Raw genomic sequence first — 12,269 nt, forward strand, 5'->3', positions numbered from 1 at the left:
ATGAAAATTAGAAAAAGAGCATTAACATTTGAAGACGTATTGTTGGTACCAAAATATTCAGAGATTTTACCTAAAGAGGTAGATATCAAAACACAACTTACTAAAAATATTACACTGAATATTCCTTTGGTATCAGCGGCGATGGATACGGTTACAGAACACAGAGCTGCTATTATGATGGCACGCCTTGGCGGACTTGGCATCATTCATAAAAATATGGATGTTGAATCTCAAGTAAGAGAAATTAGACGTGTTAAAAAAAGTGAGAGTGGAATCATCATTGATCCTGTCTCCATTAAAGCAAAAGCAACATTGCGTGAAGCATTAGAAATCATGTCAGAATACCGTATTTCTGGTGTTCCTGTTGTTGAAGATGATAATGAAACACTCATTGGTATTTTAACAAACCGTGACCTTCGTTTTGAAAATGACTACTCTAAAAAAGTAGAAGAACTCATGACAAAAATGCCTTTGATCACTGTAAAAAAAGGTACAACTCTGGATGATGCAGAAGCCATTTTTAGAACCAATAAAGTAGAAAAACTTCCAGTAGTTGATGAAAATAATAAACTTGCAGGACTTATTACGATCAAAGATCTTAAAAAACGTCAAGAATACCCAAATGCCAATAAAGATGCTTTTGGTAGACTTCGTGTAGGTGCGGCGATTGGTGTGGGTCAATTGGACCGTGCTCGTGCACTAGAAGCTGCAGGGGCTGATGTGTTGGTTCTAGATTCTGCACATGGTCATTCAAAAGGCATTATCGATACCGTTAAACTCATCAAAAAAGAGCTTAAAATTGATGTTATCGCTGGAAATATCGCAACTTCAGAAGCGGCTGAAGCACTTGTGGCTGCAGGAGTGGACGGCATTAAAGTAGGTATTGGACCAGGAAGTATTTGTACAACACGTATCGTCTCTGGTGTGGGTGTGCCTCAAATTTCAGCGATTGAAGAGTGTTCAGAAGTTGGTCGAAAACATGGTGTACCTGTTATTGCCGATGGTGGTATTAAATACTCTGGTGATTTTGCAAAAGCATTAGCAGCAGGCGCTCAAAGTGTTATGGTAGGAAGTTTACTTGCAGGAACCGATGAGAGTCCGGGTGAACTGATTACGTATCAAGGACGTCAATACAAAACGTATCGTGGTATGGGAAGTATTGGTGCGATGACAAAAGGAAGTAGCGATCGTTATTTTCAAGAGGGAACCGCTGCGGATAAACTTGTTCCAGAAGGTATCGAAGGACGTGTACCACATGCTGGCTCCATTCGTGATGTTATTTTCCAACTCGTTGGAGGCTTAAGATCGTCTATGGGTTATGTGGGTGCACGTGATATTGTTGATTATCAAGAAAAAGCAGAATTTGTAGAAATTACCAGTGCGGGACTTAAAGAGAGCCATGTACATGATGTTATCATCACACATGAAGCACCTAATTATCGCGTTAACTAATCAATGATGGGGCGGTTTTATCGCCCCAATTTTAAATAAGGTCAATTGTGAAGATACAAACTTTTGTAGAACATTTTGACGAACCACTCTACTTAGAGAGTGGACGTATTTTAGAAACGTATGATCTCAAATACGAGATGTACGGTGAAATGAATGAAGACAAAAGTAATGTCATCATTATATTTCACGCACTTACGGGAAGCCATCATGCAGCAGGTCGCTATGAAGGTGAAACCAAAGCAGGCTGGTGGGATCCACTCATTGGCGATGGAAAAATTGTTGATACAACCAAGTATTGTGTGGTGTGTGTCAACATATTAGGAAGCTGCTTTGGCTCTACTGGACCTATGAGTATCAATCCTAAAACCAAAGAACCTTTACGTCTTAAATTTCCTGTTCTTACCATTAGTGATATGGTTAGAGCTCAAATGAATCTGTTTACGAGGCTTGGTATAAAAGAGGCGTATGCGATTCTTGGAGGATCTCTTGGAGGAATGCAAGGACTTTGTATGTCCATTGAATATCCTCATTTTGCCAAACGTGTTATTTTACTTGCAACGACGTATGCTACGGGACCTTGGGCAATTGCTTGGAATAAAATCGCGATGGAAGGCATTGTCAATGATCCGCGTTTTAAAAATGGCAATTATGATCCAGAGGATTTTAAAGAAGAGGGATTGCTGAGTTTTGCTATTGGTCGTATGGCTGGGCATATCAGCTTTCTAAGCCCACACTCAATGAACAAAAAATTTGGGCGCAATTACGTGGAAACCGATGGTTTGTATGAACTTTTTGGACGTTTCCAAGTGGAGCGTTATATGGAATACAACGGTTATAGTTTTGCCAAACGTTTTGATCCACTCAGTTATCTTTATATTATCAAAGCGATGAATATTTTTGACGCAACTCGTAATTATGACTCACTTGATGATTCTCTCAAACATATTAAAGCAAAGCTCACGCTAATCTCATTCCAAGGGGATTGTCTTTTTATGCCAGAAGAGATGGGACTCATCAAGACTACAATGGAAAATATGGGAAGAGGCGAGAGAGTGGACTATGTGTGTATTGATAGCCACTATGGACATGATGCTTTTTTAGTTGAGTACGATAAATTTGATTTTTACATAAAAAAAGCATTGGAAGCGAAGGTATAACATGCAAGAAGAGAAACAGAGTTTTGAAGCAAAGCTAGAGAGAGCCAAAGTGATTTTAGATACACTCTCCGACCCAGAGCTCTCTTTAGAAGAGGGGATGAAGAAGTATCAAGAAGGAATTGCGATTTTAAAAGAAGCAACCAAAATGCTTGAAGAGGCAAAACTAACATATACTAAATTGCAAGAAAAGGAAGAATTGGCATGAAAATAGCAGCACTGCAACTCAGTACCTTACCGATGAGCGAAGCAAAACTTGACTATTATTTTCGCATTTGCAAACAAAAAGAGGTTGAAGTCGTATTGCTGAGCGAGTATGCGCTCAATAGCTTTTTCAAAGAGCTGGAGAGTATGCCAATTTCAATGATAAAAGAGCAATCAAACCATAAAATCGAAGTACTTAAAAAGCTTTGTGCAGAGTATGATTTACATGTCATTGCTCCTATTGTCAATGTGAAGGGCGAGTTTTGTTATAAATGCAATGCTCATTTTTCACCAAAATCCGTTCATTTTTTTGATCAACAGTTTTTGATTAACTATAAACATTGGAATGAAGAGAAGTTCTTTGCCAACACGGTTTCTAAATACACACTTCCGCTCTTTTTATTAGGCGGTATTCGTTTTGGTATCGTCAGTGGTTATGAGCTTCATTTCGATACCGTGTGGATGGAAGTCATGAAGAAAAATGTAGATGTGGTTTTAACAGCCACTTCGTCCACATTTGATTCGGCACGTCGTTGGGAAGAGCTTTTAAAAATGCGTGCTATGCTAAACAACGTTTACATCTTACGCGCCAATCGTGTGGGAAGCTATAAAGAAGAAGAGACATGGCAGTTTTATGGACAAAGTAGCCTTATCTCTCCATTTGGCGATGTGGAGTTGACATTGGGTGATAAAGAAGAAATGCTTGTTGCTACCATCGAAAAAGAGAGTCTTGTTGAAGCACGAAAACTTTGGGGATGGAAAAAACAAGTCAGTAAAAGGGAAGCGTTATGATGCGCTATTTCCACAGGCAAGTCCAGCTGTGGGGAGAGGCAACACAAGAGAGTTTACAAACCAAAAAAATTGTTATCATCGGTTGTGGAGGTCTTGGAAGCTCTTTAGCGTATGCTTTAGGAAGCTCGGGTATTGGTGAAATTCACCTTGTTGATTTTGATGACGTGAGTGTTCATAACATTCACCGCCAAATCGCATTTAAAGTAGGCGATGAGGGTAAACTAAAGGCTAATGTAGTCAAAGAGAGCATCGAAAGCCGTTCCCCTTTTGTGAAAGTGCATGCGCATATAGGACGTTTGGAAGATTTTATAGCGAAAGAAATTACGGTTGATCTCATTATTGATGCTACCGACAACTTACCTACACGTTCGCTTATTGATACGTATGCCAAAGAAGTTAATACACCTTGGCTTTATGGCTCAGTGGAAGCTTTTAATGGGCAGGTGTGTTTTTTTGAAAAGAGTAGTTTTAAAGCTTTTCAAATCAGCAATAAAACTCCAGCAGGCATTGCAGCACCTATCGTAATGCACATAGCATCCCTGCAAGCGAATTTGGCGTTGCGTTATCTCGCGGGGCTCAGTGTGAAAAAAGATTTGTTGTACTATCTGTACATCAATGAAGAGGGTGAGCTTATTACCCAAAAATTTAGAATGCCCTATTAAAAAATTGTTTTACATCTAAAAGGAAAACCCTTGCATTTTGAACCCTATCCCTTTGAAAAATTAGCAGAGTTATTAAAAGATATTACGCCAAATAGTGACTATCTAGCAATTTCACTGACTATTGGCGAACCACAGTTCGATACGCCTGATTTTATTCAAGAGGCGTTTAAAAAAAACAGTGCCTTACTCAATAAGTATCCAAAATCTTCAGGTGAGGCGTATGTGAATGAAGCCCAACGTAATTTTGTCCAAAAGCGTTTTGGTGTTGCGTTAAAATCAAGTGAACTTCTGTGTACGTTTGGAACCAGAGAAGTGCTTTTTAACTTTCCACAGTACCTCTTACATGATAAACAAAATCCTGTGATGGCATATACAAATCCTTTTTATCAAATATATGAAGGTGCAGCAATCGCAAGTCGTGCAAGGACTGTTCATCTTAACCTCACCAAAGAAAATTCTTTTAAACCAGACATTAATTTGCCAGCTTTAAAAGAGGCTGATCTTATTATTCTCAATTTCCCCAATAATCCAACCACATCGGTTTTGAGTCTTGAAGAACTTGGTGAGTGGGTGAAGTTTGCTCTTAAATACGACATTGTGCTTCTCAATGATGAATGTTACAGTGAGATTTATGTGGGTGAAAAGCCACCATCGTTACTAGAAGCAAGTGTCCATGTAGGAAATGAGAGTTTTAAAAATATTTTAGTCATCAATTCTATCTCTAAGCGCAGTTCTGCTCCAGGGCTTAGATCTGGTTTTATCGCAGGAGATGAGAAGATTCTTAGTGGTTATATGAAGTATCGAACCTACATAGGTGCAGGTATCCCTTTACCGCTTCAAATAGCATCTGCTGTTGCATGGAATGATATGGAACATGTCGAACTCACGCGTGCTCAATATGCAAAAAACCTTCGTTTAGCACATGAGATTTTAGGCGTACAAGAAATTGATGCGACATTTTATCTGTGGTTAGAAGTAGGGGATGATTTGGAATTTACCCGCAAACTGTATGCAGAAAAAAATATTAAAGTACTTCCAGGTCGTTTTTTGGGCCGTGGTGGTATGGGAGATGGTTATGTTCGTATCGCACTGGTTGAAAACAGTGTGAAAACGGAAGCGATATTAAAAGAGATAAAAGATTTTATAAAAGGTTTGAATTGAAAAAAGTTCATTTTGTAGGCATTGGTGGCATAGGACTTTCTGCATTAGCAAAATATCTCAAGCAAGAGGGTTATGAGATTACAGGCTCTGATATTAAAGCAACGAAAATTACAGCAGGACTCGAATCGTTAGGTATTCCTGTGCGTATTCCCCATGATCCTGAGTGTATTACCGATCAAGATTTGGTGGTGTATTCGGCGGTGATTAAACCTGATAACGTAGAACTTGTACGTGCCCGTGAAAAGGGTATGAGCATTATGCCTCGTCGTGAAGCACTGTTATTTATCTTGAAAAACAGACGTGTTTTTTCTGTGTGTGGAGCACATGGAAAAAGTACTACCAGTGCAATGCTTGCTTCCATGGTTGAAGGCTCACTCGTCATCGGAGCTGAGAGTAAACAGTATGGCTCAAATATGTACTACAAAGAGGGAAATAATGTGATTTTTGAAGCGGACGAAAGTGATGAAAGCTTCTTAAACTCTAATCCTTACATCGCGATTGTAACCAATGCAGAACCAGAGCATATGGAGTATTATAACTACGATTTAAACCGTTTTTATGGCGCATATAGACACTTTTTAGAGAGCGCGAAGATTCGCGTTATTAATGCCGAAGATCCTTTTTTAAGTACGCTCACTGAACTTGAAGCATATCGTCTTTATCCAAGCCGCGATATTCGTGAGATCGAAACGGTTATGAGAGATGGCGAGCCTTATACATCATTTGTTTTGAAAGATTTAGGACGTTTTGAGGTATGGGGTATTGGTTCCCATATGGCACTTGATGCGTCTTTAGCGATTTTGGCAAGTTTGCATGAGATGGATGTTGAGACAGCACGCGAAAAGCTTAAACAGTATAAAGGTATCAAAAAACGTTTTGATCTTCTAACCAAGAATGAACATTTTGCTTTGATCGACGATTATGGGCATCACCCAACAGAGATTAAGGCGACATTGGGTTCTGCTAAAATTTATGCAAAACTTATGGGACTTAAAAAAATTACAGCCATTTGGCAACCGCATAAATACTCACGAACTATTGATAATTTAGAAAGTTTTGTGAACTGTTTTGAAGGTGTCGATCAGCTCATTATTTTACCAGTATGGAGAGCAGGAGAGAAAGAGGTTTTTATCGATTTTGAAAAAGAGTTTGCACGGTACTCTCCACTTTTTCCACCGCGTATTTACCGAAAAGATGATAGTATAGAGATATTTCCTTGTGAAGCAAATCAGCAGATTTTTGATGAAGGTTTGGTCATTAGCTTTGGCGCAGGCGATATCACCTATCAACTCAGAGGAGCGATGTAATGCAATTCATACTTTTTTTGGCAGTGGCTTTTTTGATTGTCTTTGGACTGTATGCAAAAAAAAGTACATTACCTAAAAAAGCGAAAATTGCGTTACTTGTAACCTTAGTGCTCATTATAGGTTTTGCATGGTGGTACGAATCGTACAATGCAAAAGAGAGTGAACAAAATAGAGCGATGATTAGTGCCTTTAAACAAGGTAAAACGCTCTATTGTGAAGGTAGAGAAATTAGTTCTGCTACATTTGTTTTTGTGAGTGGAACACTCAGTTTTATTCCTAATGATAAAAATAAAAATGATAAAGGCGTAGTCATCGATATGGCTACATGTACGATTGAACGATAATGGAAAAACTTTTTTCTAAACTTGATCTTGCTGATTATGCAAGTTCCTTTAAACACTTTTTGGCACGTCAAAAACCTCTGTTCATGGAAGGCGATGCCAATTTGCATTATAAGCTCATTCATGAACTTTTAATGCGTGATCGCCTCAAACCACTTCCCGAAGTTCCCTCTTTAGATGTAAGTTTAATGCATCTGAGTAAAATGGGAGTTTTGCGACTTCAAGAGATTTTTGCATTTGTTCAGATTATCAATTATATGCAGTATCTTAAAAATATATTGAATGACCAAAGTCTTGGTGAGTGGATACAGCGTATTCTTATTCCTAGCGAGATTACAAACATTTGTGGCTATTTTGATGACAAAGGTGAGCTTAAAGCCAGTGTAGATGAGCAGTTTGCAAGTATTGCTCAAAGTCTTAAAATGGTCAAAGATGAGATGAATAGCACACTTCGTCGTCTTATCTCAACGGAGAAAATTGCACTCTACCTAGCAGACAAGCAAATTCACTACATCAATAACCAAGAAGCGCTTTTGGTTCGTGGCGGTTTTAACCATGTTTTAAAAGGTAATGTCATCGGGCGTAGTAGCAGTGGTTTCTTTTATGTAGTCCCCGAAGCACTTTCTAAATTAGTGAGTCGTGAGAGTGAACTCTTAGACCGCAAGGAAGAACTGACTTATAAGTATGCGAAACAGATCTCTTCTGTTTTTACCAAACAGCTTAAATTTTTAGGCTTTATCAACAAAGAGTTTGACCGTTTTGATGCGTATTATGCCAGAGTGGCTTACGCAAGGGAAAAAGATATGGAATTTGTACTTCCCTCTAAAAACAACGTCATTAAATTAGATAATTTTGCGCATCCAGCTTTGGCAAATCCTAAGCCGATTACGATTGATTTTTCTAAGCAAGTTTTGATGATTACCGGTGTGAATGCAGGTGGTAAGACGATGCTCTTAAAGTCCATCCTCTCCGCAGCCATTTTAAGTAAATACCTCCTTCCAATGCGCATCGATGCAAAACACACGAGCATTGGTTCATTTAAAGAGATTTTTGCGATTTTAGATGATCCTCAAAATGTTAAAAATGACATCTCAACGTTTGCAGGACGTATGAGCGAGTTTAGTAAACTCTTTGGCAAGAAAACAGCTTTAGTAGGTGTCGATGAGATCGAACTTGGAACAGACGCGGATGAAGCAGCCAACCTTTTTAAAGTGATGATTGAAAAACTCATCGATAAAGAGATGAAAATCGTCATTACCACACACCATAAACGCTTGGCTTCCTTACTTGCAACCCATCCTGAAGTGGAACTTTTGGCTGCTATTTATGATGAAAAAACGGAACGCCCAACCTATGGCTTTTTAAAAGGAACCATTGGAAAGAGTTATGCGTTTGAAACAGCCCTTCGTTACGGCATTCCTCAAATGCTCGTTGCTGAAGCACGTGTGCTGTACGGCGAAGATAAAGAGAAGCTCAATGAGTTGATTCAGAAAAATATTGACCTTGAACTAAAGATGCGTCAAACCTCTGAAGAGCTTGATGCAAGGCTCAAAGAAGTAGAAAAACTCAAAGAGTCTTTAAGAGATGAAAAAGAGCGTGTCAGAGAAGAGTTTGACCATGCTTACTCTAAAATGTCTAAAGAGTTTAATCAAGCCATAGGGGAAGCAAAAAAGGCGATTAAAAGCTCGGACACCAAAGAGTCTCACCGCCTTCTAAACAAAGCAAACCAGCTTCATCAAGAGACTAAACGTGTTGTGCCTGAGCAAAAAGCAGAGTCTTTAGTTGTGGGCGATAAGATTAAGTATGGAAGCTCAAAAGGTGTGATTAAGAGCATCAAAAAAGATGAAGCAATGATAGAATGCGATGGCATTAGCCTTCGTGTCCCACTTTCTAAACTCAAGCGAAGCGGCAATCAGCCAAAAGTACACAAATCAGGGGTTGTCATTTCTAAAGAGACACCGAGTGGTTCAATGATTTTAGACTTACATGGACTAAGAGCCGATGAAGCGGTTGAAAGACTCGATAAGTTTTTAAGCGATGCTCTCATTAATGGCTTTGATGAGGTGTTAGTTTATCATGGCATTGGAACAGGAAAATTAGCATACGCAGTACGAACGTTTTTAAGTACCTATCCTTCCTTAGTTTCCTATGGAGATGCACCTATGAATATGGGTGGCTTTGGGGCGACACTTATTAAGCTTTAAAAAAGCTTGATACAAGAGCATAAACTTTAAAATCATATAAAATCTAAACAAGACTCTTTTATAATAAAGGTACTATGGTGAAAACAGAAGAACTCTTTTTAAAACTTTTACGCTTTGTTTCAGTCACGCCTGAGGATGGCGGTGCATTTGCATTTATGAAAGAGTACCTCAGTGACTTTGAAGTGATTGAAGTCAATGTTGAACAGACAAAAAATCTCTTTTTATACAAACGCTTTGGGGATGGTCCTCACCTTTGTTTTGCGGGTCACATTGATGTTGTTCCAGCAGGTCTTGGTTGGGACAGCGATCCGTTTGAGCCTTTAATCAAAGAAGGTGTTGTATTTGCTAGAGGTGCACAAGATATGAAAAGCGGTGTGTGTGCCTTTTTACAAGCACTTAAAAGTGCGCAAAATTTTCATGGTACTCTCTCTGCCCTCCTAACCAGTGATGAAGAGGGTGATGCAAAACATGGTACAATAGAAGTATTAAAAGAGCTACAAAAACGCTCTTTTTTACCCGATTATGCCATTGTCGCTGAGCCGACATCGGAAGTCGTGTTTGGAGATGCTATTAAAATAGGACGTAGAGGTTCTATTAATGGGGTGATTGAGATTTTAGGAAAGCAAGGTCATGCGGCATATCCTGAAAAAGCGATCAATCCTGTTCACCAAATAGCCCCAGTTTTGGAACACCTAGCGGGTCACCTACTGGATGCTGGCGATGAAGCTTTTACCCCATCTCAAATGGTTATAACAGACATCAGAGGTGGCATGGAAGTGACAAACGTAACGCCAGGAAATCTAAAAATTATGTTCAATGTTCGCAATTCAACCAAAACAGATGAGAAGAAAATTCGCTCTTATGTAGAAGGTGTTTTATCAGGACTTAATTTTTCATTGCAGCTTAGCCAAAGTGCACATCCTTTTGTAACCTCAAAAGATTCGTTTGTTGTTCGAGCCGTCCAAAACGCACTTTTGCATGTAACAGGTAAATCGCCTAAGCTCTCAACAGCGGGAGGAACAAGCGATGCACGATTTTTTGGAGCTTTTGGAGTTGCAACCATTGAATGTGGTGTCGTAAACGATACCATCCATGCACCAAATGAGTGTTGTCCATTGCATGAGGTTGAATCGTTGGTAGAAGTGTTTAAACATGTAATAGCAAATTTTGAAAAGGAAGATGTATGAAGATAGTCTCAACGACCAATGCACCTGCTGCTATTGGTCCGTATTCACAAGCTATTGTTGTGAATGATATGGTGTTTACCTCTGGGCAAATCGCACTTAAGCCCGATGGTAGCTTTTTGGAGGGTGATGTGGAAGCACAAGCAACCCAAGTGTTAGAAAATCTCCAAGCCGTTCTTGCAGAAGCGGGCAGTAGTTTGCAAAAGGTAGTTAAAACAACGATCTTCTTAGCAAATATGGATGATTTTGCGAAAGTGAATAGTGTATACGGCTCTTTTTTTGGAGAGCACAAACCTGCGCGGAGTACGGTTGGCGTGAAAACATTGCCTAGAAATGCATTGGTTGAAATTGAAGCAATTGCAGTAAAGTAACAATTTATTTTAAATAACTTTAAAGTTTTTATAATAGAATGTCACACCCTAAAATCTTAGAGTAGGAAGTTGTTTAGCATGACAAAAAATCACTATGACGTCTTGGTCGTCGGTGGCGGAATCTCAGGTGCAGCTCTGTTTTATGAGCTTGCAAAATATACAGACGTTAAGCGTATCGCACTCGTCGAAAAATATGAGCGTTTAGCAAAATTAAATTCTGCTGGAACGTCAAATTCTCAAACCATTCACTGTGGTGACATAGAGACCAACTATACTCTAGAAAAAGCCAAAAAAGTTAAAGAAACTGCTAGCATGATTGCAAAATATTGTGTTAATCATGGGCATGAGGGCAAATTCTTATTTGCACATCAAAAAATGGCTATCGGTGTGGGTGACACCGAAGTTGAATACATGCAAAAACGTTATGAAGAGTTCAAAGAACTTTATCCGTATTTGGAAGTATTTGATAGGGAAAAACTCTCTAAAATTGAGCCTAAGCTTCTTTACGATGCAAATGGTAAAGAACGTCCTGAAAACATTATCGGTGTTGGTGTTGAAGGTGGCGAGTATAGTACTGTTGATTTTGGTGCTATGACAGAGAGTTTGGTCAATGAAGCGCAAAAGATTGAAGGCAAAGTTGCTGATGTCTTTTTGAATTCACAAGTAACCAATATCACAAAGCTTGGTGATATGCATGTTGTTATGACAAAAGATCATACCTTTACGGCAGATTTTGTTGTTGTTAATGCAGGTGCACATTCACTTTATCTTGCTCACGAGATGGGTTATGGACTTGATTTTGCATGTTTACCAGTCGCTGGTAGTTTTTACATGACAAAGAAAAAAATGCTTAATGGTAAAGTCTATATGGTGCAACACCCTAAACTTCCATTCGCAGCATTACATGGCGATCCAGATATTTTAGCAGATGGCTGTACACGTTTTGGTCCAACAGCGTTGGTTCTTCCAAAATTGGAGCGTTATACAGGCGGTACGTATCTTGATTTCTGGCAAACACTCCAGTTTGATAGTAAAGTTGCAAAAGTATTCTATGATTTGATGAAAGACAGCGACATTCGTAATTATATTTTCAGGAATTTCTTCTTTGAAGTACCAAAATATGGTAAAGAACTCTTTGTAAAAGATGCACGTAAAATTGTACCTTCACTACAAGTAGAAGACATTGAATATGCACATAACTTTGGTGGTGTAAGACCTCAGGTTATTAATAAAACAGAACAAAAATTGATGCTAGGTGAAGCAAGTATCAATCCGGGTACTGGTATCATCTTCAACATGACGCCAAGTCCAGGAGCAACAAGCTGCCTTGGTAATGCACGCCGTGACGTTAGAATCGTGTGTGAATACTTAGGTAAAACCTTCAATGAAGAGCTCTTTAAACAAGAACTCGTTGATTAAACTATCTTCATGGGGCTT

Annotated in this window: 12 protein-coding genes; all 12 read left to right on the forward strand. The window is 39.0% G+C overall.

Going from position 1 to position 12,269, the window contains the following annotated elements:
• The gene (gene guaB / locus UCH001_RS02840) at positions 1-1,452 is read left to right on the forward strand and encodes an IMP dehydrogenase (protein WP_067174056.1); all 1,452 of its coding nucleotides are present in this window, start codon (positions 1-3) and stop codon (positions 1,450-1,452) included.
• A gap of 44 nt (positions 1,453-1,496) precedes the next feature.
• Positions 1,497-2,609, forward strand: a complete 1,113-nt coding sequence (locus UCH001_RS02845; protein WP_067174058.1) for a homoserine O-acetyltransferase — start codon at positions 1,497-1,499, stop codon at positions 2,607-2,609.
• Position 2,610: 1 nt separating this feature from the next.
• A complete protein-coding gene (gene xseB, locus UCH001_RS02850; protein WP_067174062.1) occupies positions 2,611-2,814 on the forward strand; it encodes an exodeoxyribonuclease VII small subunit in 204 nt (67 codons plus the stop codon).
• Positions 2,811-3,602 carry a carbon-nitrogen hydrolase family protein gene (locus UCH001_RS02855; RefSeq protein WP_067174065.1) on the forward strand — a complete coding sequence of 264 codons (792 nt, stop codon included), beginning with the start codon at positions 2,811-2,813 and terminating at the stop codon, positions 3,600-3,602. Before xseB ends, UCH001_RS02855 begins: the two co-directional genes overlap by 4 nt.
• The gene (locus tag UCH001_RS02860; protein WP_067174067.1) at positions 3,599-4,264 is read left to right on the forward strand and encodes a ThiF family adenylyltransferase; all 666 of its coding nucleotides are present in this window, start codon (positions 3,599-3,601) and stop codon (positions 4,262-4,264) included. Before UCH001_RS02855 ends, UCH001_RS02860 begins: the two co-directional genes overlap by 4 nt.
• A 30-nt stretch (positions 4,265-4,294) precedes the next feature.
• On the forward strand, positions 4,295-5,425 hold the full coding sequence (locus UCH001_RS02865) for a succinyldiaminopimelate transaminase (protein ID WP_067174069.1): 1,131 nt from the start codon (positions 4,295-4,297) through the stop codon (positions 5,423-5,425).
• Complete coding sequence (gene murC, locus UCH001_RS02870) at positions 5,422-6,732, forward strand: UDP-N-acetylmuramate--L-alanine ligase (protein ID WP_067174071.1); 1,311 nt, start codon at positions 5,422-5,424, stop codon at positions 6,730-6,732. The genes UCH001_RS02865 and murC overlap by 4 nt, the downstream gene beginning before the upstream one ends.
• A complete protein-coding gene (locus UCH001_RS02875; protein ID WP_067174073.1) occupies positions 6,732-7,076 on the forward strand; it encodes a hypothetical protein in 345 nt (114 codons plus the stop codon). Before murC ends, UCH001_RS02875 begins: the two co-directional genes overlap by 1 nt.
• Positions 7,076-9,277, forward strand: coding sequence for an endonuclease MutS2 (locus tag UCH001_RS02880; protein ID WP_067174075.1), 2,202 nt, complete (start codon positions 7,076-7,078; stop codon positions 9,275-9,277). Before UCH001_RS02875 ends, UCH001_RS02880 begins: the two co-directional genes overlap by 1 nt.
• A gap of 74 nt (positions 9,278-9,351) precedes the next feature.
• Positions 9,352-10,464: a succinyl-diaminopimelate desuccinylase gene (gene dapE, locus UCH001_RS02885; protein ID WP_067174078.1), complete on the forward strand. Its 1,113-nt coding sequence runs from the start codon at positions 9,352-9,354 to the stop codon at positions 10,462-10,464.
• A complete protein-coding gene (locus UCH001_RS02890) occupies positions 10,461-10,832 on the forward strand; it encodes a RidA family protein (protein WP_067174080.1) in 372 nt (123 codons plus the stop codon). Before dapE ends, UCH001_RS02890 begins: the two co-directional genes overlap by 4 nt.
• 78 nt (positions 10,833-10,910) lie before the next feature.
• Positions 10,911-12,251 (forward strand): FAD-dependent oxidoreductase, encoded by a 1,341-nt coding sequence (locus tag UCH001_RS02895; protein ID WP_067174083.1) that lies wholly within the window; start codon positions 10,911-10,913, stop codon positions 12,249-12,251.
• The last annotated feature ends 18 nt before the right edge of the window (positions 12,252-12,269 follow it).

Origin of the sequence: Sulfurospirillum sp. UCH001 (assembly GCF_001548035.1) — a bacterium.
Classification (GTDB): domain Bacteria; phylum Campylobacterota; class Campylobacteria; order Campylobacterales; family Sulfurospirillaceae; genus Sulfurospirillum.

Excerpts from the sequence above, each read along its gene's own strand:
- guaB (WP_067174056.1), top strand. The coding sequence starts at position 1 with ATGAAAATTAGAAAAAGAGCATTAACATTTGAAGACGTATTGTTGGTA.
- xseB (WP_067174062.1), top strand. The coding sequence starts at position 2,611 with ATGCAAGAAGAGAAACAGAGTTTTGAAGCAAAGCTAGAGAGAGCCAAA.
- UCH001_RS02855 (WP_067174065.1), top strand. The coding sequence starts at position 2,811 with ATGAAAATAGCAGCACTGCAACTCAGTACCTTACCGATGAGCGAAGCA.
- UCH001_RS02860 (WP_067174067.1), top strand. The coding sequence starts at position 3,599 with ATGATGCGCTATTTCCACAGGCAAGTCCAGCTGTGGGGAGAGGCAACA.
- UCH001_RS02875 (WP_067174073.1), top strand. The coding sequence starts at position 6,732 with ATGCAATTCATACTTTTTTTGGCAGTGGCTTTTTTGATTGTCTTTGGA.
- UCH001_RS02880 (WP_067174075.1), top strand. The coding sequence starts at position 7,076 with ATGGAAAAACTTTTTTCTAAACTTGATCTTGCTGATTATGCAAGTTCC.
- dapE (WP_067174078.1), top strand. The coding sequence starts at position 9,352 with ATGGTGAAAACAGAAGAACTCTTTTTAAAACTTTTACGCTTTGTTTCA.
- UCH001_RS02890 (WP_067174080.1), top strand. The coding sequence starts at position 10,461 with ATGAAGATAGTCTCAACGACCAATGCACCTGCTGCTATTGGTCCGTAT.
- UCH001_RS02895 (WP_067174083.1), top strand. The coding sequence starts at position 10,911 with ATGACAAAAAATCACTATGACGTCTTGGTCGTCGGTGGCGGAATCTCA.